Here is a 20,065-nt window from a genome sequence, read left to right as displayed (position 1 = left end):
CGACCGGTTTGGCTCGCTCGCAGAAAAGTCCAGAGCGAAGGCATGAGGTCCCTTAGCTTCGGTGCAGGTCCGCTATGCGCTGCTTCCTCTCATATCTCTCTCTTGTGTGTCTCTCCGTTCCAGCCCTTCGAGCGCAGAGCTGTCCTGATACAGGAACTCTCTCGGGCGTCGTCTTCGATGCTACGAATGCTGTTGTTCGAGGTGCCAGCGTTGAGGCAGTGGGGTTAGATGGGAGCGTTCGAATCACATCATCGGGACCCGATGGTCGCTGGACCCTATTGTGCGTTGCGCCAAGTGTCTACCGGGTTGAGGTAGGCTCTCAAGGATTTCAGAGTAGAGAGACTGTCGCCTTACGTGTTCAGATCAACAGGGTCACCACGCTCTCGACACAACTTCAGATTGCCTCCGTAACAGAAAGCCTGAACGTCGATGGCGAAGATAACGCAGCCAAGTCGGGAGGGTCAAACGTCCTCACCGCGTCGCAGCTTGACGGGCTTGCTGAAGATCCCGATGATTTGCAGCGGCAACTTCAAGCTCTAGCGGCCGCGTCAGGCGGCTTGCCAGGTTCGGCGCTCATCACTGTAGATGGATTTCAGAGTCCGTCAACTCTGCCGCCGAAATCGGCCATTCAGGAAGTTCGCATCAGCCCCGACATGTTCTCAGCAGAATACGAATATCCGCCTTATGCCGGTGGACGAATCGAAGTCTTCACCAAACCGGGCCAGGACAGAATTCATGGCGCTATCTTCGGTGTTCTCGGATCGCATGTATGGAATGCAAGCGATCCATTCAGCACGACGGGAACCCCGGCTGACAAACAAAGAGAAGGTTTTGAGTTCAGTGGCCCCCTACTGAGTCGCAAACGAGCTGACTTTGCTTTGGACCTCGACCACCGCAGCATCGATGAGAATGCTGTAGTGAATGCCACTGTACTTTCAACGACCGGCACACCAACTCTTTTCAATCAGACGGTCGCTACCCCGCAGCGTTTGTGGCTGGCGAATGCTCGCACCGGCTGGCAGATAGGCTCCAAAGACACACTGGCGATCTCCTTCGGAGCGAACAACAACAGCACCGAAAATAAGGGCGTCGGCGGTCTCACTCTCCAAGAAAACGGGGCCTTCGGGCGCGTCTCAGAATACGATTTGCGAGCCGTAAACACGACCTTTATCGCAAAAGACCTCCTACATTCCACAAGGGTTGGTTTCAGTTGGAAGACCACGGAGCAAACGCCAAATTCAACCGGCCCACAGCTTTCGATCGCGGGAGCATTCACCGGAGGCGGATCGAGCATTGGATCACTCCATAATCAGGAACGCGATCTTGAGTTTGACGATGAGATCTACCTTTCTCTGAAACGGCATACGGTCAAATGGGGCGTGCAGCTCCTTGGTGCCTTCATCAACGATGCAAACCCCGATACGTTCAACGGTGCGTACCTGTTCGGTGGAGGCTCAGCCCCAGCTCTAGATGGGTCTGGGGCAACCCTGAATATCACAGGTTTAGAACAGTACCGGCGGGCTCTCGCAGGACTTCCCGGTGGCCGTCCAACAACCTACTCGCAGACCTCCGGCATAGCCGAAGTCCCTTTGGAACAATGGACGATTGCCGCCTACATTCAAGATGACTGGAAGCTCATCACACGATTATCTCTATCTGCTGGCTTGCGTTATTTCAGCCAAACGGCACCGAATGTGAGCGACGGCATAGCTCCCCGCGTAGGTGCCGCTTACGCTTTCGGCAAGAAGAAAACCTGGATTCTTCACGCTCGCACCGGGCTTTTCTATGCACCGGTTGGTTCACCCATAAGCCTTGAGACCGTGCGTTTAGACGGTCAGCGGCAACGAAGCCTCACAGTTTATTCGCCTCAGTACAACGACCCGTTTGGAACGCCGGCAAGCACGCCACCCATCGAACGCCAGCGTAGGTTTGAAGATGGAATCGGCATCACGCCTTCTTCGCAATCTCAGCTAAGCGTAGAGCAAACTTTCTTCAAAAGTTGGGCCGTGAATGCCAACGTCTACTACACCGCATCTTGGGGAGTGCTTCGATCATTCAATGCTAACGCCCCTCTAATCTTCAGTGCTTCGAATGATCCAGCAGCCGCACCGCGCCCCTTGGCCGCAAACCTCAACCTCTTCGAATACGGCAGGACCGGAAGGTTTGCGGGTCCGTTCGCCTTTCTGGGCGTGAGCCACTTCGCGCAACGCTTCAGTCTTATTTCAGGCTGTTTATACAACGGCTTTCGAACGAATGCGGACAATCCCAATCTTTTTCCTCAAAGCACCTATGAGAAGAGCCGTGATTGGGCACGTCCGACGGGATCTCCTACGCACAGCCTCTTTGCAGTCATCATTTACTCTCTTCCCTTCAAGATCGGCAGCACTACGAACCTATCCGTCTCAAGCGGTGCGCCGTATGACGTGACCACAGGTTTTGACAACAACGGGGACGGGGTATTCAACGACCGCCCTTCCTCAGTCACAGCCACCGGGACCGGCGTCTACGCGACCCCCTTTGGGCTGCTCTCCACAAACGGGGTGAACGGAGATCTGCAGAGGAATATTGGAACCATGCCGGCCACCATTCATCTTGATCTTTCCTTAAATCGCTCCTTCACGTTCAAGGAAAAGCATGGTTCGGTCCTCCACCAGCAAACGCTGCGCTTCGATGCTCGAGCTGCCAATCTCCTTAATCACGCCAACTACACAGCGGCTGACGGGATCGTCGGTACTCCGCAATTTGGGCGGGCCGTTGCTGCCGACTATGGTAGACGCCTTGAGTTCGGGGTTCGGCTCAGCTTCTAAACATATACAGGTGAATCTATGAACTTGCAGTTTGTTTGTGCCGTACTTATCTCTTGTTCCTTGCCCGCGCTCGCCCAAGGCACTACAGCCCCTTCCGTAAATCTCGCAGATGGAAAACCTACTGGTCTTTCGTTCGCGCTTGTCGTCCGCTCCAAAGTGCTCACGACCGAGGGCGACTGGAAACAAGGCGACCGTCTACGCGGCTTCGCAACCACTCACCCTGGAAGCTACATCGTCTTTGTTAAAGAGGATTCCCTTCAGTTGCTCCAAAACTCTGCTGCCGTGTCAGAAGCGGCACAGCTTTACGGTGTGCTGGAAACGCTGGGTCAGCAGCAAGCTGTTCTCGGGGCCAAGCAGACGCCTCTCATTCAGCGACAGAACGACCTGGACAAACAGATGAAGCTCGCGTCTTCCCCTGAGGAGATGCATCGCATCGGTGCTGAAGAAGGCCGGATTGGGGCTCAGCAGGGCGCAATCGGCCGTGAGCAAGGAGAAGTCGGCAGGAAACAATGCATAGCTGGAAGAGCCTTCTACGACAAAGTTCAAAACATACTCACCCTGTGCCTCAGCGAACAATCCTGTAAGCCTGCTACCCATGATTGAAGAGAGCTAGCTGCCCAGACGACGGCACCGTGACTAAGGATGCACCGAGAATGCGACATCGCGACACCTGTCTGCTGCCCAATGAGAGTACGAAAATCTAATGGTCGTATAAGGGCCTAAAACCGATAGCCTTTCAACATGCGAAATGCCGAGTACGTCCCAAAAAGCAGACCATCGTTGCAATCAGTCTGCTCTCGCTCGCCTTCGCGACGGCAGTTGGTGAGAACACCGGCAAGCCCGCCGATATTAAGCAGATTCAGCAATTGCAGAAGCGCTACGTCGCATCGATCGACGGGGCCGATCTCGCCTTGGTCGATCAGGTCTGGTCACACTCCCCTGACGTGATCTTTGTGGAACCGCTTGGAACGGAGCGCGGGCTGCTCCAGGTAGAGGGTTTTGTGCGGAACACTTTCGGCAAAATGTTTTCCAAGCGTAACCTGCAGCTGGAAAATCCGTCTATTCACGTCTACGGCGACACGGCATGGTCCGAAATGACTTGGACCTTTGACGCGACCCTCCGTGACGGTGAAAAGCCTTTGGTCACCAAGGGCCGCGAGACGCGGGTTTTACGAAAAGAAAACGGAGCATGGCACATCATTGCCATTCACTACTCCGGCCTACCTGTGAACGGCAAGCTGCAGGGATTCTAGGGTCAAAGGCACCGGAGCCTCATCTTCACGCCAGTTGAACAAGCCCGAGTCGCTTCCCAGGCGTCGTCTTGCCTCGTCAACTTTCGCTATTGCGACTTGTCATTACTTACGGGAGATCGTATTCGAAGCTGTAAAAATGGTTTCCTTGAGCGCCCTTCTGGATGACAAGGGTTCCAGTGATCCCCGTCAGCGCACCTGTCCCTGAGCCTGGAACGACAACGATGTGGAGAGAGTCAGCTTCAGGTTCTCCCTTCCGGGTAGTCGCATTGTGCATCAAAACAAATGTCCCACTGCTTCCATGGAGAGAGGCGGTCACGGTCTCCAAGGCGACGTAAGCCATGGCACCGCTGCTGCTGGTGGAACTGGTGAGCATCAGGCCCTTGCTCGTGCCCACCATGTTTCCCGAGAGCACCTTAGTGAAGCTCATCTCTCCAAACTCTTCGCTTCCGCTTGGCGTGTGCCCGGAAGGAACAACCTTCACCTCGAATGGGCCGGTCGCATGATTCATAAGGCGTTTCCCTTCTGTGGATTGACCATAAACAAAGCCCGCGCCTGCGAGGAGGACGACGGACGAGACGAACCACTTTTTCAATGTCTGCTTCATACTCATACCTTGATGAGACTAGTGTCACGCCACACAGAATGATTGAACAAATGCGACACTCGGGAGAGGGCTTTCATGCAGGAATCGGGCTACGCTGTTTCTCCGCCAAGAGGTGTCATGAAAAGAGCGCAAGCCGGCGTAAGCGGAGCCTTTACGCATCGTCGTGTGAAGCCGCCTCCACGCCTCTCACATTGCCTAGAGCACTTCTGGATGGTGCAGTGGGACATTCGCTCCGGAAGTCCGCAAGTGCAGGAGACGCTTCCCCATCCAAACGTCCATCTCGCGTTTACACGGAGCTTCGATGAACGAGTTTCATCAAGCACCGTTGCAGAAGTACACGGCGTGAAATCCTCAAAATTCTCGAGATACCTTGAAGGACAGGCATGGGTTTTCGGGGTCAAGTTCAGGCCAGGTGGATTCCGCTGCTTTTCCGATCAGTCCGCCTCGGTTCTGACGGAGCGTGTCGTTCCAGCCGCGCGGGTCTTCGGAGCCGGATTGCAGTGCATAGCTGAGAGGCTTAGCCCTTCTAACGCCGTAGATCAGATATCCAGTTTTCTAGAAGAGTTCGCAATCACTCGTGACCCACAAGCCGAGTTCGCCGGTCAACTCACAGACCTGATTGCGGCAGACTCTACCCTGACGAAAGTGTCCGCTTTTGCAAAGAGAGCCGGTACGAGCGTTCGGTCCCTCGAACGTCTATTCGACCGATAGCATTTGGATCTTCGGTGCCCTCCACCATGCCCTTCGAGACTGTGTCTACCTCCAAGAAAATGTGTCTGAGCGCGGGATTTACGCATTATATACGGGCGATTGAGGAGCGACAGCAGGAAGACCGCAGCGTTGGGAAGGCTATGGACATCAACCTTCGCCTTGTGGTGGGCAAACTGCTTATCCTGGCAGCGTTGCCGTTCTATCTACATCCTAGACATAACCACGATCTCCGACCATTGAGAGTGACGCATGATCTTCATGCTGAATAAAGCATTATCGCTTGGCTGGATCAGTTACCAAGAGCCACGGAGTGCGTAGTGCGCCCTGCAACCTCGAAAGATGTTCCTTACATCTCCGCGATCTACAGCCCCTATATCGAGACGAGCACTGCGACCTTTGAGATTCTGCTCCAAGTGAAGCAGAGATGCTAAAGCGGTTGCAAGCAGGAACTTGTAACTGCTTGGTGAAGAGAAATTCAAGAAGGGCTATAGGCCGAAGTGCTACTGGTGGCGGAAAGGATCTTCGGAACGTGCACAATCGTGAGCGTGACTCAAAGGTTCAGAACGGTAGTTCACACGGCGTTGGGCGGAAGTCTGGGAGGGATGCGGAGAAAATCTTAGTCCGCAGAGCCCCTTGTTGTGTTGCTTACGTGCTTGCTTCTCCGAGGATGGTGTAGTTCCGCAATTCCCTCTCTGTTTTAAACCCATCGTGCGGGCTCGATGCCCCGGTAATGAGACCGCGGACTATTATTGAGGCGGCGGAGGGTTGCCAGTTCCACTGGATGACCACCACATTCCTCATGCCTTCTTGATGCACCGTCGATGATAATTCACTGAGAGGCATATATGACTCGGGTGTGGTGGGAATCACTGTATAGGAGCCGAGCGGAGGGATTTGTTGACGTTCCTCCGTCAGCTAAAGAATTGAGATCAGGTGACGCAAAGACCGAACACGAGGGCCCTTCCCTGTGCCTGCTTGGAGCCATCATATGCTTCGCTGTGGCATTCGTCTGCGGAGTGGCACTCTACGAGATGCGCTAGCCCGTCGCTGTATCCCGACAGGAACTCGAAAGGCTTGTTTAATTGTCAGCGCACACCTGAGTTCTTCCGCTGACCATGATGAACGAACGCAATCGCGACACGCTTGATCCTGGCGGCAAGGACGTCTCTTACCAGATTGGCGGCCTCACGAGCTTGCGTCGCCAGCTGCTGCACTCCTAAACATGCGGCCGCATTTTGTCCAGGCAGTCGGGATTGCCAATCCCGAAGAGTGACAGGGAGGGATCAGTCTCACCCGACTACGTCAATAGGGTCTAGAGGCTGTTATGAAGTTGTAGCTGCTATGTAGACGAGCCTTGCGGTCATGAGGATGGCGAAGGCGACGAAGTGAAGTCCTTTGAGGGTGCTATCGAGCCTTTCGTAGTCTCGGGCAAGCCTGCGGAAGCGTGCCGCCCAGGCGAAGCTTCGTTCCACGACCCAGCGTTTGGGCAGCAGCACAAAGCCTCGTTTCGCCATGGGGTGCTTGACGACTTCCAACCGGATGCTATGCGCGCTGGCGGCCTGGGCGGCGTTTGGCACGGTATACCCCTGGTCAACATACGCCAGTTCCACCGTGTTCCCGGTCACCTCCTGCACCTGTTCGGCCAGTGCCGCGACCTGGCTCCGATCGCCTTCATCGGCGGCCGTCACGGTCAGCGCGAGCAGATGACCGAGGGCGTCGACCGCGATATGCACCTTCGAACCCTTGCGCCGTTTGGCCCCGTCGTAGCCCGCCCTCGCGCCGCTCTCTGGTGTCGACTGCAGGGTACGGCTGTCCAGGCAAACCGCCGGGGGCTGGCCTTGTCGGCCCTTCCACTCTCGCAGCACCGACTGCACATCGGCCACCAGAGCCTCAAAACAGCCCCGCCGCCATTCAGCGCCTGGTCTGCTGATACACCGCCGCCCAGGGCGGCAGATCGTGCGGCATCCAACGCCACTGACAACCTGTCTTCGCAATGTAGCGAAGTCCGTTGAACACCTCGCGAAGATCGTGTTCCCGATGCCTGCTGTCTTCTAGGCACAACAACAAGTACGGCAGCACAAACGCCCATTTCTCATCCGTCACATCGCACGGATACCCCACACGAACCTTGCCCATCCTCATGCTCAAGACAAAACAAGCAACAGCAAAGAATCTAGCTCGGTTCACACTTCATAAAGCCTCTCAGACGTCCACGATTGGTCCCCAAGCATCCCGGTCGAGTTTTGAACGCATCCAGCATAGATTCATTATTGAGGAGATCCAGTGGCGACGAAGAAAGCAGTAGCGAAGAAAACAGCGGTTCCCGCGAAGAAGGCCGTAGGAAAGAAGGCAGTGTCCACCAAGGTTGCGGTCGGTTCGAAGGGAGCCGTGCAGAAAATGAGCAAGATCCAGGTTATCCGGTACATGGCTGAAAAAACGGAGCTTCCAGTCGGTCAGTGTGCAGCATTCCTTGCGGGACTGGTTGAACTGGCTCTCATGCAGACCAAAAAGAATGGTGAGTTCACAATTCCAGGTCTAGGCAAGCTCGTAAAGTCTCAGCGTGCAGCCCGCATAGGCCGCAACCCGGCCACCGGCGAGTCGATCAGGATTGCGGCCAAGACGACCGTAAAGTTGCGGATCTCGAAAGCTGCTAAGGATGTTGTCGTCCCACCCAAGAAGTAGCGGATCAAAACACGAGAGCGCCGGGGGAACACCCCCGGCATTTTGCTCATTGTGTGCGGCTCGCTTGTGCTATCTTATGTGTAACAAAAAAAAGGCTTTACGTCTGATAATGCTCATTACGTCTCCTCGTTGTGTAGCGGCTCGTTAGAAATGTCATGGTCTACCCCGTTAGAACTGTCAGGTTCTAAGAATGGGATGGATATCGATGAGCGAGCGCGATCTGAGGCGGATCGAAGTGTTGAGTGACGTGCGGGCTGGGCGTCGGACAGTGGTGGCGGCGGCAGCCGTGCTCGCGATTAGCGAGCGGCAAGCGTTTCGGCTGCTGGCCCGGTACGAAGCCGACGGCGGCGGCGGGCTGATCCACAAGGCACGTGGAAGAACATCGAACCGGAGTCACAACGAAGGCATCCGGAAGTACGCGGTCGAGCTGGTCAAGACCAGGTACGCGGACTTCGGGCCGACGCTGGCGACCGAGGTCTTGCTGGACAAGCATCAGCTCAGGATCGGTAAGGAGACGCTGCGGCGATGGATGATGGCCGAAGGTCTCTGGCTGTCGCGAACGCAACGAAGAACCTTCCACCAACCGCGGCTCAGGCGTGAGAGCTATGGCGAACTGATCCAGATCGATGGCAGCGACCACCGCTGGTTCGAGCAGCGTGGTGAGCCTTGCACGTTGCTGGTCTTCATCGACGATGCCACGAGCAAGCTGATGCAGCTTCGGTTCGTGCCGAGCGAGAGTACGGACTCTTACTTCGAGGCGCTGAACGGATATCTCACAACGCATGGCTGCCCTACCGCCTTTTACTCCGACAAGCACACCGTCTTCCGGGTAAACCGGCCGGATGCCAAGGGCGGTTCGGGGATGACGCAGTTCGGGCGAGCACTCGCAGAACTCAACATCGAGATCCTCTGCGCGAACTCAAGCCAGGCAAAAGGCCGCGTGGAGCGGGCGAACCGCACGCTGCAGGATCGTCTGGTGAAGGAACTGCGCATGGCTGGCATCTGTGACATGACCGCCGGCAACTCGTTCCTGCCGCAGTTCGCCGAGGAGTTCAACAACAAGTTCTCAATACCCGCAGTAAGGACTGAGAACATGCATCGCCGGTTGAACGTACAGGCATCCCGGCTTGCGGACATCCTGTGCCATCGCGAACAGCGGCACGTGAGCCAACAGCTTAGTCTGGCCTACGACCGCAGGCAGATCATCCTGGAACGCAGTGAGATGGCAGACAAGCTGACAGGCCAGTACGTCGAGGTCTATGACTTTAGCGATCGACCGCTCGAGGTCCGATGGAAAGGCCACTCGCTTCCCTATCGCGTCTTCAGCAAGGACCAGCGTGTGAGTCACACGGCCATCGTTGAGAACAAGCGGCTCAGCCACGCACTCGCCGTCGTGAAGGCGCAGCAAGATATAAAGCATCAACCGAAGATCCAAACAAATAGCGACAAGGGCGGATATAAGAAGCGGCCACGCCAAGTGTACGGACCAGACTACAAGGAAATCGCGACGGCGCCCGCGGTGGAAATGACGGCCTGATGGAAAGCATGGAAGACCGACCATGAAGCTGTCGGTCTCCCACCCTTCCCCACAGTCCTTGGAAATCGACACAGTACGTCGATTCCCACATTACGCACCGCACGACGACTGGTATGGATTGTTAGACAAATACATCAACAAGTTGACTTATACTGACACTTCTAATGGGCTAGCCACCCTGTCATTTCTAATGAGCTACAACACGTTGTGTAGCGGCTCATTAGAAATGGTTCTGGCGCACATTTGGTGATGAGCTGATGTGTATTTGCGTGGTGTTCGAGTAACCAATTTCAGCCCTGCTGGAGCACGCGCAAGCGTAGCAACTCGAAGCCGGCTCTGCCGTACATCTGGCGTTTGATGAGCTTGAGCCGATGCACCTGGCCCTCGACATGACCCTGGCTCCATGGCAGTCTAAGAGCTTCGCGTACGGCGTCGAAGTCTCTTTCCAGACCAGCAGCGAAGGCTGCCAGGGCGGTACCGTGTGCGGCTTCAAGCCATGGCGTCAGCGCTGCCAGGTCGCGTTCGCGGAAGATGCGGAAGAAGCTCGTGGCAAGCTGAGCGAGCTGGCTGATCTCGGGTGACGTTTGATACACCTCTTCCAGCATATCCTTTGCGAAAGGCGCGGCCTTGAGGATGAGCCACACGACCTGTCGTGGCGAGGCACGCAGAGCCGGTCGTTGTGGTGGGCTTGCAGCTCGGGTCCGGTAACTACGGCGCTGCCGAAGCCAATAGCGCACGCTGTTCACCTGTCCTTGGAAGCCCAGCTTTCGTAGCTCACGCCAGAGTATTGTTGAACTGCGACAACCTTCTCTCAGCCGCCGATCGAGATAGCTTGCATGGTCGTCGACTATGGACTCACGAACCCGGGGCTTCGCTTCCGGATACACTTCAGCGATTCTGAACTTCTTCACTGTTCGATGATCGATGCCAAGCTGCCGTGCGAGTTCCTGATCCGGAGCGCCTGTCTTCAGGAAGAGTTCCCGCACCTGCTGCCACCGCTCATATCGTCTCTGCCGGTTGGCTTGTTGAACCAGCAGTTCGCGCTGGCTCCATGGAGCGACAGAAGGTGGAGCGGGTGCGAGATCCTCAAGGCGGCTGGCTCTTGCTGCTTGCGAGAAGAGGCGGTGATGCGGAGCAATCGCGCGGCACAGCGCTTCACTGAGGTTGCGCAACAGGTGCCAGCGGTCCGCTACCTGCATAGCTTGAGGGGCCGCCCTGCGAGCGGCCTCGGCGTAGATACCGCCGCGGTCGCGGCTGATGATCTCTGTCCCAGGATGCCGGCGAAGCCATGCGGCCACCGTGTTGGCGTCGCGGTCGGGAAGCAGGTCGACCACCTTGCGCGTCTCAAGATCGCATAGGATCGTGCCGTAGCGATGGCCCTTGCGCCATGCCCAGTCGTCGATGCCCAGCACGCGCGGAGCCTGGACCACGGCCGCAGGTCTGCGGTGATGAAGCTCACGCAGCAGCGTTGACCGGCTCGCCAGCAGACCCAAACGCTCCGCCAGTCTCGCTCCCGCTCGTCCGCCCAGCGAAAGCGTCATCCAGCGCAAAGCCTCGCTTGACCGGCAACTCCTTCGTCCATAGCGCGACACCGTACCCGGCAGAGGTTCCGTAAAGACCTTGCGCCGGCAACCCGGCTCAAGGCAGAAGAACCTTCGCGTCTGCAAATGAATCACGACCGGAACGCCGTGCCATGGCAGGTCCGCCAGGCGCCGGCCGTACCGGCTATGCACCTTCCGACAGGAAGTTCCACAAGCCGGACACGTGGCAGAGACACGGCACGTCTTCAACCGCATCTCGATCGCCCCGGCGACGCGGCCAAGACTGATCAACTCGACTTCTGCAATATCAGGGATCAGCGTTCCTTCACGCATAGGCGGGGAACGGAGATCACCAGAGCTGCTTCTGTCTTACGCCTCAGAACAGCCGCTGGGAAGAATCACCAAATGTGCGCCAGAACCATTCCTATCGGGCGCCAACACGAGGCCGGTCCAATCAAACCTGCGGAATTCCAAGGAGACTGCTTTGCCTGGGGAGTTGTCTGCGCCTCTGTGCCTTCACCCCATGGCCCCAGAATTAGGCCCAAACCCAACATTCGTGACGTGCTGCCGCGCCTGAAATGTCGCGTCTGCCGACTGGCTCCTCATGGTATTTACCTGGTTGCCGGATTTCATCGAAACTTCGGTGCGGGCGGTCCCGATCCTGATTGGTGTATTCCGATCCGCTGCCGGTGAAGCTATTACCAGCTAAAGCGGATTCGATGTGATTGCTTGCTGCGCTTGCGAGAGTCGGTCATTGCGAAATATATCCAGCGCAGATGATGCAGCAGCTGTGAAGTTCCATCGAATCGCAGGTGGTGAGGGGAAAGGTTCAAAAGAAACTGCAAACATGCAAAGGAAAATCTACCGGCCACGAGATTGCCGCCCTCAGTCAGTGGAGTGAAAGAAAGGCCTTGGCGTAAATCGCCCGTGTAGCCGACGTGTGCCGAAACGAGCAGACCTTCGTTCGGGCTAAAGCCACGCAGCCCAAATGCAATTTCGATCAATTCAATCGAAGGCTTACCGAGTTCGCGCTCCCCAGTTCCGATGATCCAGGTTTTATCTAAGGTGATATTGATAAGGGTCTTTAGAAACCATCGTTCTAGCAACTTGCCGTCAATATCGAAGGTGCGAAGCGTCCAGTTTATTTTCGGGCTGTACTGCTGGCGAAAATCGCGGAGCTTGATAGCGGAGTCGAAGCTGTCAAAGGTTTGCAGAGCAACGGCATCCAAGGGGCTTAGATCGGAGTTGTGGCCCTCGCACAGAATGTTACGAGTAAGGCCTTGGATGCCAATGGTCTTCGCCTCGCCCGCGCACCAATCAAGGCCCTTTACGGTGATGCTTCCACTGGAAAACAAACACTGCGAAACGACATGTTCGCGGCTAATCCCGCCACGACAGTTTCCGAGAGAGGCCGCCCAACACTCGCGCATAGCCCTAACCGATAAAGCCAATGTGGATGCTCTGACTATGCAATAAGCCCCATTGTTCTTGCGTGATCGTGTCTAGCTCCTCGGGAACGCCAGTCTTCCCGACCCTAAAAGGAAGGTCAATCACGGTGCCGTCATCCTCGAACTTGGGAAACGTCACCCGGCATATCTGCACGGAGCTTTCCCCGGTATGTTCGCCGCCGCGCACTCTGTAATAGGTCCAGTCATTGATAAGCACCTCCATAGGCTGGCCTTCGAGCATGACCGTCTCGACACTTTCGGGCCGGTCCTCGTGTTTGTTTAGGTAGATCGCATCCAAGTGTGTTGGCATGGCTGAATTGTACTGAAGGTTTGCTCCCGCCACCGGGCAAGTTCCGTAGATGATGTAGCCTCTAGTGCATGTTCACTATCGCCGCTGGTATCGTTCTCGGGTTTGTCGGGATAGTGGCGCTTGTCGTGGTCGTCCGCTTCTTTCAAACAGTGCCAGTATTCAAGGGCATCGCCGAAGGCTGGCGAGGCTTCAAGGAAGGAATGAAGGGGATTGCAGACCCCCCTTCGGACAAGCGTAAATGATAGATAGCGTTCCGCCGCTCTGCCCCATTGGGCTGAAGCTCATAGAAGATTTCGCTAATCGGTATCCTATGGCCGGTCCTTACATCGCCCACATGGTGCAAACGGGCGTCCCGATCCCGATGTATGCCGATAACCGGGTATGGGAGAAGCTTTCAGACCACCGCAAAACTTGTGCGATATGCAATCAGAGGGCTTAGATTATGGCGAAAACAAAGAAGGAAACAGACGAACACCGGCACAGAACGATGCTCATAAACAACAGCCTTGGTGAGGAATACACGGCTTGGTACGGGTGGCCTGAACATTCGCCCTATGGCCGTTACCTTGCCTTGGGAGAGTACATTGTGGAGCTATGCGAAGAGCCTAGGCATGATGAATGGTTCGATGCTGCAAAGGAAGCCTACCTGAAGTGGAAGAAGGAACGGGGATATGACAACACACCACCTGGCCGTCACTAACTACGCATGAGAACATGGCGACATGCTTCTACCTTTAGCGCTACTTGCTGGTCTTTACTCGCAAAATACCGACCCTACGCCCATGGCTCAAACGTCAGGTCTGGGCCTATATCAAAGCTGCCAGCTGACAACGAAACCTGAAAACTCACTCTCCGAAAACGACCATCTGCGATACGTCACCTGTGTGGTCTTCGTAACAGCCATCACTATGGGCTATGAGATGGGAACGAAAACCCGCTGTGTAGCAGCTGGAACGACCAACACTCAACTTGGGATAATCGTTTACAAATACCTGGACGATCATCCCGAGATGTTGAATCTAGACCCTGGCACTCTGACGATAAGAGCCGTGCGGCAAGCGTTTCCTTGCCCTGTCAAGCATTAGTCCCGCGCTGTTTTCGTGACCGTTGGCGGTCAAGGGGGCCGAGAGTAAACTTCCGCTATGAACCTTCTGGAAGAAGCCGCCGCGGAACTTAAGGCAAAATACCCTGCCGACTATCACACGCTCATCAACCGGAACCTGGCCTGGGTTTCTTCTGAAATGGACCCACCCGGCAGCGTGGCAATTCAGGAAGGGATTATTGCCCTACGTCGAGGTCTCCCCGCCCTTCCGCTGAAACCGAGAAAACCTTACAGGTCCGGTAAAAGTTCAGGAAAACGATAGCTTTCAGGCACACCCTATATGCCGGGTCTGGTGTTCGATGATTTCCCCTAAGATGGCCTGGCCGCGCTGCTCCAGCGCGGGATCGAGCGTGCCCGTCTTCATTGCAAGTTTGGTCTGCTCGTCCCGAACCTCGATCAGTCAGATGGGCTCAGATGCCCAAATGCTTCTTGGCCTCCGCCGTAGCCAGTGTCTTAGCAATTTCTAGGATGGCCGAACCCACTACGGGGCCAGCCTTCGCAACAGCTTTTTGCAATAGCCTTACTGCTAGAGGTACGGATGGGGAGTCTTTGGTCAAAACCTTGAAATTTTCGTTTAGCTTTTCCTTCTCGTCCGAGGTGAACTCGTCTAGGTCATCGGTGTAAGCGCGAGCGGCCGCCAAGGCGTTTTCAGTCCAGGGAAGCACTTTCCCGCAACTTCCACAATATTTTGCATTTAGCTCGATCCGAGCTTCACAGTGAGGGCATTGACTCACGGTCGCCTCTCCACATTCCTTGCAGAACGGAGAGAAAAATGGGATGCCTGTTGCGTGACGCTCAGCGAGCCTCCGCAAGTCGCTCCCTGTTCTAGGGCTTTGAACAATCCCTACCAGATGGCCGTTCTTACAATATGCCGCAAATCCCATGCCTGATCCTATAAGCCACAGTAGGAGATGATCGAGGATGTTTATCGTGCCTCAACGTCACCGTTAGCAGCAGGCAGCCCAGTTTGGCTTCTATTTGAGCCCAAGTTCAAGGCCGTAATTCTGTAGTGTTGAAAACTTATAATTCCGCAGCACATTTTCATCGTTCTTCTGAACGGCCGTGACGTACTTCTCTACATATTTGGCGAATTGGCCATTGATGTGATGGGTTCGGTCTTTTATTTTCACGTACTCATCAGGCGGGATCATGAATGGAGTCGTCGAAATGTACTCGTCCTTCGTAAGCAAAACAGCTTTCGAATAGTCAAGTCCCTTGGTGCCGTCGGTCAGGAAACGCGCCTGGTGTTTAATGTGGGAGCGCAGCGGAATACCGAACCGAAGGTTGTTATAGGAGATGACCAAGATTCCATAACCACGGGACTTTTCTGCGGTCCAAATCCCGTTGCTTTTGTCCAAAACTTCGACGAGATGTGTGTTTTCTTTGAAGAAGAGCGGTTCGAGCTTTTGAATGAGCATTTTACCTAGGCACTAAAAAAGGCCCTTTCGGGCCCTTTTTAGAGGGGGTACTTCTGTTTTTTACGTGGGGAATACCCTTCCACCACATCAGTCTTCTTGGGCACTTCTTTATTTTACGTGGGGATTACCCTTCCACCACATCATTCCAATACTTTATCGGCTCCAAGGCTAAATGTCAATAGTGCCCCATCACCCTTTGAACCTGGGCCGCAGACCATTCCCCGGGCCTCCGGGGTGTCGGGATCTCGCGAGCATTCAGTTCTGCAGCGATCGCACAGAGCGAGCTCGCGCCGGCGGCTTGAATGGCTGTGATCGTCGGAATGAGCTCCGCGCGGACCTGACTCGCTCTTTGGCTGCGCTTCTAGCGCGCTGCAGCTCCGATTCCTGCAAAGCGCTCAGCCGAGACGCGGCGGCCGCCAAGCTTCGTTCGCCGCGCTTTTGCGGCGGCGAGGGCTGCTTTGGTCCTCTTTTAGGTGGCCTCAGCCTCCTGTTCAGCAACTGCGGCCAGGATGTGCACCACGAACCGATTCGCCTGCGGCATATCGACAGCCACGAACTCGACGCCAGACTCCATTAGGTTCGAGATGAAGGCCACGTTGCGGGCGAGGCGATCCAGCTTAGCGATCACGAGGGTAGCGCGATGCTTGCGGCAGAGCTTGAGGGCGGTAGCGAGGGCGGGCCGATCATTGCTCTTTCCGCTCTCGACCTCTAGGACCTCCTGCACCAGGATCCAGTCTCCCCCGTTTAGGAATACGGCGACGGCGGCGCGTTGCGCTTCCAGGCCAAGGCCGCTAGTTCCCTGCCGTACCGTTGAGACCCTGAGATAGCTCACAAACTTGCAGTTTTCCACTGCTTCGAGCCTCTGTTACATTTCTTCAACGTCCTTGAAGCGGCGTTGTTACCAACTTTGAACCGCCAGCTGGGTCGAATTGTCGATCTTTGACCCGAGAGCCTGAACTTAGCGAAAACAACGACTTTGCGGAAGGCGTGATCTTCTCGGACTCGAACTACTCTGCCGTCGCTTCGGATTCGCTAAAGTAGTTGTCGACTGTGAACTCAACTCCAAAGTCGGAGAGCTGGCCCAGGACAGCCGCCGACAGAGTGTATCCACCATCGAAGCTGGACTGGAAGTGTCCACACCACCAAACAAGATGTGCGCTAGTCCGGTACGCGAGAATCCGCTCTTTTAGGGGATGTAGCAAGTCGAGAACGAACCTAAGAGCTTCCTCAAGTGAGCCGCTGAATGCCTCCGATGGATCGCCGTCGAAGGCCCAGAGACCCTCCAACAGCCTCCCGTCGGCCCTCCTGGTTCCGGGGTTCACTGTCCGGCAGGGCTCTAAGCCAAGATCGGCGGTGACAGCAGCCGGGTCGAGACTCTTGCCGTAGATTCTGAACTCCACCGTGTACTTGTGTGACATCCCGACCTCTTGGGATAAGTCTACTTCTCCATAAACGGTGTTGTCGGCAACTTCGGGGGCGAGACTTCCGAAAACACGACTTCTTGGGAACTATAATTCGCCAATGCGTAGCAAGGTAATCCTGCCGCTGTCTTGTCTGCTCTTTGCGGCGGCGACGTGTTTGGCACACGCTCAAACCTCCGTGCCGTACATCGGATGTTCCGGCGACGGCCAAACCGGCCCCTACCTCGCAAAAACAGGCTCACCGAAGCCGGTCAACCTTCCGCCTGCGGTAGCTGCCCAACTAGCTTGGTACGAGTACAGCGGTGATGCCGGCCATTTCGGTACCCTGGGCCCACGGGGCTGGAACTGCTTCGCTACCATCGGGTCCGACGGCTGGACTCTCTATGTCGCTCCTGAGGTACTAGACGGCCCCAAGCTCTTAGAACACAAAAAATGGAAAGGCTTTACGGGTCCGGCCATTCAATTCTCCGGCTCCGACGGTGAGACATCAGGCCGCTTTGAGGTGGCAAAGGTAGTAGCCCGCGTCTTCCCGGCACATCGCGGCTACGCTCGCAAGATCATCGCGGAAGGCTTCGGTTCCCCATCAGATTATCCCTTCGGCGCTTTCCTATCTGACCAACTCAACTACAAGAGCAAGGAACTCGTCGAGTTCACCACTCCTGCTCATCGACGTGGGCTCGGCACGATGTCCTGGCTCCTGCCGTCTGACCAACCCATCACCGGATTTGCCCTGCTCAGCATCGGATCTGACGTCGACACGGAACTTATGCAGCTGAGTTTCCGACTCCCACCATCGCTTTCCTTCCTCGCTTCAACCCTCATCAAGCAAGGAGAATCAGGTAGCTGACGCTAACGGAGGGAGCTTGCTTTGTACTCTGCCCCCCCCAAGGATTGGCGTTTTGAGCAACTTTGACCCAGAAGCCGGGCGTGATTACCGAAAACACCGACTTTGCAGGCGCAACCTCAAAAGATTCCGAAACGCTTATGCATGGCTGACGTCCACGTCCTCGATAGCCATTGTTCCCAGGTCCGCGAATGCCTCCAAAAGAGCAGCACTGAGGTCAGGCAGAGAACGCCGGTAGGGCGCGTCCCAATCGATCTCACCGTTGATCTGGAAAATCGCAGACAAGTCTGCGTTCGGAGGTAAGTGTTCCCAGATCACGATCTCGAGATGGCTGGCTGTCGCCCATGCATTTCGCCAACCAGCTATAACTTCACGGGCGAGTTGCCGCGAAACTATCAGTTTGGCCTCCTGCTGTCCAAGTGAGGGAGGGATTCCAAGTTCTCTAAACATGCGACTCACGAGAGGCTCTGCATCCGCTGAGTTGTTGACCTGCGTCTCACCTGCCAGTCGCCTCACGGCTGGAGTATCGAATCCTGCTTCGAGAAGGTCGGCGGCGATCCCCGGCATTTCCTCCCCATAGAGATCGTGGCTTACCCACCGTGCTGCTAGGAGACTTGGTGCTAGAGCAACGTCAGGCGCAGGCACACCGGGAAACTTGGTTGCAGAGGAAGTTGGAGGCTTCGTGTACAGTCCTGTGAAGTCCTCAGCCGCCGCAGGAGCGCGCACAGCCTTAGGCTTCGAGATCGATGCATCAGTGTCCACTGTGAACGACCGTCGAAGCTGCGTGAGGAGCGACGCAAGGCCCATTGTTGAATTTTATCGCGGCTGGGTTGCACGTTCGCGAAAATGTATGGTCCGCCGCACGACTGCAAGGGAAAAGCGAAGGGCGACATCGACAGGTCTGCGCAAATGTATTCGGCCTTTGGGTGGAGGGTCTAGTCTCCTGGCCATGATGAGTTGCGCTGCGTGCTCTACCTGATAAACGGCACGGTCATGGAAGACCATTTTCGGGAGCAGGTTTTGAGCACGCCGTTGGGAACTGTTCGGTCGTCTTAGCTGTCCAGTGCAGACCTTGGTGGGAACTCTAAATCGTCGTCGTGGTGCGGTAAAGTGGGAGCGCGATTCTGCGCTTCCAAGCCGAAGGCGTCTTTTCCGCGCCTGCTCAGGCCGGCATCGGAGCCGTTGCTGGGCGGTAGTCATTGCCGCTTGAGAGCACCGCCCAGGCCATACGAGCAAGCTTGTTGGCTGCGGCTGTAATGACGACCTTCACCGGTGCTCGTTGTTCCAGACCATCAAGCCAAGGCCCAAACGGGGAACGCGTCTCGCTTGACGATGAGAACTGCTGATCGGGCGCCATGGACGAGCAGCTTTCTCAGGTAGCGGTTACCTCGCTTGCTGATGCCGAAGAGTCTCGCCTTGCCGCCGGTCGAGTGCTGTCGGGGTACAAGTCCAAGCCATGCGGAGAACTCTCGGCCCTTATGGAAGGCTGCTCCGTTGCCGATCGCAGCGACGATTGCGGTTGCGACCAAGGGGCCGATGCCGGGGATTTGTCTCAGCCGTTGGCATGCGGGGTCGGAAGAAGCGATCTGCTCGACCTCTTCGTTCATCGCAACGATCTGCTGCTGAAGATCCTTCCACTCGCTCCAGAGCAGGCTGACAAGGTTGCGCATGCGTGGCGTCAGGTTCGACTCCGCGTTCTCGAGTATCTCTGGCATCGCTTGTCTCAACTTGATGGGAGTCTTGGCGAAAACCATGCCGCGCTCCAGCAGAAAGGCTCGCAGCTGGTTGATCACGGACGTCCGGCGAGCGACAAGCCTGTCACGCACACGATGCATGGCTTGCAGGTCGAGCTGATCGTCGGTCTTGATCGGAACGAAGCGCATGTTCTGTCGGTCGACGGCTTCAGCGATCGCCTCAGCATCCAGGAAGTCGTTCTTATTCGACTTCACGAACGGCTTTACAAACTGCGCTGGAATCAGCTTCACGTCGTGGCCTTGCGCTCGCAAAGCCCGGCCCAGGAAGTGCGCTCCTGAACATGCCTCCATCCCGATCAAGGAGGTCTGCATGTTCGCGGTGAAGGTGATCAGTTGCTTCTGAGTGAACTTCTTGCGCAACAGCACCTTGCCAGCTGCGCTCAGGGCTACGAGGTGAAAGGTCGTCTTACCCAGATCTATGCCAACCGAATGAATCTGCATGTCGATGATCCTCCTTGTACCTGCCAACACAATCGCCTACCTTCCGGGTGGAGATCAAGCGGCGGACCATCTCATTAACGGCGTTTTGGGAAGTGTGGAGGAGAACGGTCGTTTGCTTCCGCAAACGATGCCCACCCTAACCGACGATAGAACCGTCGGTGAGGATGGGGCACACGGAGGTTGTGGTTTGTT

General features: G+C 56.0%; 19 protein-coding genes and 3 pseudogenes. 11 read left to right on the top strand and 11 right to left on the bottom strand.

Translation table 11 applies throughout. The features are described 5' to 3' along the window. Positions 1–74 precede the first annotated feature (74 nt). The 3 genes from ACIX9_RS23265 (at position 75) to ACIX9_RS23255 (ending at position 4,060) form a co-directional block, all read left to right on the top strand. Complete coding sequence (locus ACIX9_RS23265) at positions 75–2,807, top strand: TonB-dependent receptor (RefSeq protein WP_013573342.1); 2,733 nt, start codon at positions 75–77, stop codon at positions 2,805–2,807. Between the two features lie 18 nt (positions 2,808–2,825). Then, positions 2,826–3,410, top strand: coding sequence for a hypothetical protein (locus ACIX9_RS26210; RefSeq protein WP_041598298.1), 585 nt, complete (start codon positions 2,826–2,828; stop codon positions 3,408–3,410). Positions 3,411–3,535: 125 nt separating this feature from the next. Beyond that, positions 3,536–4,060 carry a YybH family protein gene (locus ACIX9_RS23255; RefSeq protein WP_013573340.1) on the top strand — a complete coding sequence of 175 codons (525 nt, stop codon included), beginning with the start codon at positions 3,536–3,538 and terminating at the stop codon, positions 4,058–4,060. 106 nt (positions 4,061–4,166) lie between these two features. On the opposite strand, the gene ACIX9_RS23250 is transcribed toward ACIX9_RS23255, so the two are convergent. Continuing rightward, a complete protein-coding gene (locus ACIX9_RS23250) occupies positions 4,167–4,670 on the bottom strand; it encodes a DUF3224 domain-containing protein (RefSeq protein ID WP_232298996.1) in 504 nt (167 codons plus the stop codon). Between the two features lie 69 nt (positions 4,671–4,739). Between ACIX9_RS23250 and ACIX9_RS27880 the strand changes: the two genes are divergently transcribed. Further along, on the top strand, positions 4,740–5,375 hold the full coding sequence (locus tag ACIX9_RS27880; RefSeq protein ID WP_013573338.1) for a DUF6597 domain-containing transcriptional factor: 636 nt from the start codon (positions 4,740–4,742) through the stop codon (positions 5,373–5,375). Positions 5,376–6,697: 1,322 nt separating this feature from the next. Here the strand turns inward: ACIX9_RS27880 and ACIX9_RS23240 are convergent. Continuing rightward, a pseudogene (locus ACIX9_RS23240) lies at positions 6,698–7,511 on the bottom strand (IS5 family transposase). A 147-nt stretch (positions 7,512–7,658) separates the two neighbouring features. Between ACIX9_RS23240 and ACIX9_RS23235 the strand changes: the two are divergent. Together ACIX9_RS23235 and ACIX9_RS23230 are read left to right on the top strand one after the other, a co-directional pair. After that, positions 7,659–8,057 carry an HU family DNA-binding protein gene (locus tag ACIX9_RS23235; protein ID WP_013573336.1) on the top strand — a complete coding sequence of 133 codons (399 nt, stop codon included), beginning with the start codon at positions 7,659–7,661 and terminating at the stop codon, positions 8,055–8,057. A gap of 190 nt (positions 8,058–8,247) precedes the next feature. Beyond that, positions 8,248–9,594, top strand: coding sequence for an ISNCY family transposase (locus tag ACIX9_RS23230; protein ID WP_041598320.1), 1,347 nt, complete (start codon positions 8,248–8,250; stop codon positions 9,592–9,594). Positions 9,595–9,884: 290 nt separating this feature from the next. Here the strand turns inward: ACIX9_RS23230 and ACIX9_RS23225 are convergent, their stop codons facing one another. The 3 genes from ACIX9_RS23225 to ACIX9_RS23215 all read right to left on the bottom strand — a co-directional run bounded on the left by ACIX9_RS23225 (position 9,885) and on the right by ACIX9_RS23215 (position 12,893). Further along, positions 9,885–11,468 carry an ISL3 family transposase gene (locus ACIX9_RS23225; RefSeq protein WP_083808548.1) on the bottom strand — a complete coding sequence of 528 codons (1,584 nt, stop codon included), beginning with the start codon at positions 11,466–11,468 and terminating at the stop codon, positions 9,885–9,887. Positions 11,469–11,833: 365 nt separating this feature from the next. Beyond that, positions 11,834–12,565, bottom strand: a complete 732-nt coding sequence (locus ACIX9_RS23220) for a hypothetical protein (protein WP_013573331.1) — start codon at positions 12,563–12,565, stop codon at positions 11,834–11,836. 4 nt (positions 12,566–12,569) lie between these two features. Then, positions 12,570–12,893, bottom strand: coding sequence for a hypothetical protein (locus ACIX9_RS23215; protein ID WP_041598296.1), 324 nt, complete (start codon positions 12,891–12,893; stop codon positions 12,570–12,572). Positions 12,894–12,961: 68 nt separating this feature from the next. Here ACIX9_RS23215 and ACIX9_RS26205 point away from each other — a divergent pair, with 68 nt between their 5' ends. The 4 genes from ACIX9_RS26205 to ACIX9_RS26200 all read left to right on the top strand — a co-directional run bounded on the left by ACIX9_RS26205 (position 12,962) and on the right by ACIX9_RS26200 (position 14,257). Next, complete coding sequence (locus tag ACIX9_RS26205) at positions 12,962–13,135, top strand: hypothetical protein (RefSeq protein WP_013573329.1); 174 nt, start codon at positions 12,962–12,964, stop codon at positions 13,133–13,135. Positions 13,136–13,335: 200 nt separating this feature from the next. Further along, positions 13,336–13,593, top strand: a complete 258-nt coding sequence (locus ACIX9_RS23205; RefSeq protein ID WP_013573327.1) for a hypothetical protein — start codon at positions 13,336–13,338, stop codon at positions 13,591–13,593. Positions 13,594–13,615: 22 nt separating this feature from the next. After that, complete coding sequence (locus tag ACIX9_RS27875) at positions 13,616–13,978, top strand: Rap1a/Tai family immunity protein (protein ID WP_408609743.1); 363 nt, start codon at positions 13,616–13,618, stop codon at positions 13,976–13,978. 57 nt (positions 13,979–14,035) lie between these two features. Then, the gene (locus ACIX9_RS26200) at positions 14,036–14,257 is read left to right on the top strand and encodes a hypothetical protein (protein ID WP_157478420.1); all 222 of its coding nucleotides are present in this window, start codon (positions 14,036–14,038) and stop codon (positions 14,255–14,257) included. 148 nt (positions 14,258–14,405) lie between these two features. On the opposite strand, the gene ACIX9_RS25315 is transcribed toward ACIX9_RS26200, so the two are convergent. The 4 genes and pseudogenes from ACIX9_RS25315 to ACIX9_RS23185 form a co-directional block, all read right to left on the bottom strand. Next, positions 14,406–14,879, bottom strand: a complete 474-nt coding sequence (locus ACIX9_RS25315; RefSeq protein WP_013573325.1) for a DUF2321 domain-containing protein — start codon at positions 14,877–14,879, stop codon at positions 14,406–14,408. Between the two features lie 90 nt (positions 14,880–14,969). Next, positions 14,970–15,413 carry a type III toxin-antitoxin system TenpIN family toxin gene (gene tenpIN, locus ACIX9_RS23195; protein ID WP_013573324.1) on the bottom strand — a complete coding sequence of 148 codons (444 nt, stop codon included), beginning with the start codon at positions 15,411–15,413 and terminating at the stop codon, positions 14,970–14,972. Between the two features lie 175 nt (positions 15,414–15,588). Next, positions 15,589–16,263, bottom strand: a pseudogene (locus ACIX9_RS23190) (recombinase family protein). 157 nt (positions 16,264–16,420) lie between these two features. Then, a complete protein-coding gene (locus tag ACIX9_RS23185) occupies positions 16,421–16,831 on the bottom strand; it encodes a DUF4279 domain-containing protein (RefSeq protein ID WP_013573322.1) in 411 nt (136 codons plus the stop codon). Between the two features lie 103 nt (positions 16,832–16,934). On the opposite strand from ACIX9_RS23185, the gene ACIX9_RS23180 reads away from it, so the two are divergent. Beyond that, positions 16,935–17,681 (top strand): hypothetical protein, encoded by a 747-nt coding sequence (locus ACIX9_RS23180; protein WP_013573321.1) that lies wholly within the window; start codon positions 16,935–16,937, stop codon positions 17,679–17,681. 135 nt (positions 17,682–17,816) lie between these two features. Here the strand turns inward: ACIX9_RS23180 and ACIX9_RS23175 are convergent, their stop codons facing one another. Both ACIX9_RS23175 and ACIX9_RS23170 read right to left on the bottom strand, forming a co-directional pair. Then, on the bottom strand, positions 17,817–18,485 hold the full coding sequence (locus tag ACIX9_RS23175) for a hypothetical protein (protein WP_013573320.1): 669 nt from the start codon (positions 18,483–18,485) through the stop codon (positions 17,817–17,819). A gap of 355 nt (positions 18,486–18,840) precedes the next feature. Further along, a pseudogene (locus ACIX9_RS23170) lies at positions 18,841–19,873 on the bottom strand (IS110 family RNA-guided transposase). Between the last annotated feature and the right edge of the window lie 192 nt (positions 19,874–20,065).

It is taken from the genome of Granulicella tundricola MP5ACTX9 (assembly GCF_000178975.2).
GTDB lineage: Bacteria > Acidobacteriota > Terriglobia > Terriglobales > Acidobacteriaceae > Edaphobacter > Edaphobacter tundricola.
Note: the sequence above shows the minus strand (reverse complement) of the source record. Positions and strands in the feature narration are given on the sequence as shown.

Coding starts and splice junctions, on each gene's coding strand:
- ACIX9_RS23250 (WP_232298996.1), bottom strand. CDS start 4,670: ATGAGTATGAAGCAGACATTGAAAAAGTGGTTCGTCTCGTCCGTCGTC.
- ACIX9_RS23175 (WP_013573320.1), bottom strand. CDS start 18,485: ATGGGCCTTGCGTCGCTCCTCACGCAGCTTCGACGGTCGTTCACAGTG.
- ACIX9_RS23265 (WP_013573342.1), top strand. CDS start 75: ATGCGCTGCTTCCTCTCATATCTCTCTCTTGTGTGTCTCTCCGTTCCA.
- ACIX9_RS26205 (WP_013573329.1), top strand. CDS start 12,962: ATGTTCACTATCGCCGCTGGTATCGTTCTCGGGTTTGTCGGGATAGTG.
- ACIX9_RS23230 (WP_041598320.1), top strand. CDS start 8,248: ATGGGATGGATATCGATGAGCGAGCGCGATCTGAGGCGGATCGAAGTG.
- ACIX9_RS23215 (WP_041598296.1), bottom strand. CDS start 12,893: ATGCCAACACACTTGGATGCGATCTACCTAAACAAACACGAGGACCGG.
- ACIX9_RS23220 (WP_013573331.1), bottom strand. CDS start 12,565: ATGCGCGAGTGTTGGGCGGCCTCTCTCGGAAACTGTCGTGGCGGGATT.
- ACIX9_RS26200 (WP_157478420.1), top strand. CDS start 14,036: ATGAACCTTCTGGAAGAAGCCGCCGCGGAACTTAAGGCAAAATACCCT.
- ACIX9_RS26210 (WP_041598298.1), top strand. CDS start 2,826: ATGAACTTGCAGTTTGTTTGTGCCGTACTTATCTCTTGTTCCTTGCCC.
- ACIX9_RS23205 (WP_013573327.1), top strand. CDS start 13,336: ATGGCGAAAACAAAGAAGGAAACAGACGAACACCGGCACAGAACGATG.
- ACIX9_RS23225 (WP_083808548.1), bottom strand. CDS start 11,468: ATGCGTGAAGGAACGCTGATCCCTGATATTGCAGAAGTCGAGTTGATC.
- ACIX9_RS25315 (WP_013573325.1), bottom strand. CDS start 14,879: ATGGGATTTGCGGCATATTGTAAGAACGGCCATCTGGTAGGGATTGTT.
- ACIX9_RS27875 (WP_408609743.1), top strand. CDS start 13,616: ATGCTTCTACCTTTAGCGCTACTTGCTGGTCTTTACTCGCAAAATACC.
- ACIX9_RS27880 (WP_013573338.1), top strand. CDS start 4,740: ATGCAGGAATCGGGCTACGCTGTTTCTCCGCCAAGAGGTGTCATGAAA.
- ACIX9_RS23180 (WP_013573321.1), top strand. CDS start 16,935: ATGCGTAGCAAGGTAATCCTGCCGCTGTCTTGTCTGCTCTTTGCGGCG.
- tenpIN (WP_013573324.1), bottom strand. CDS start 15,413: ATGCTCATTCAAAAGCTCGAACCGCTCTTCTTCAAAGAAAACACACAT.
- ACIX9_RS23185 (WP_013573322.1), bottom strand. CDS start 16,831: ATGTCACACAAGTACACGGTGGAGTTCAGAATCTACGGCAAGAGTCTC.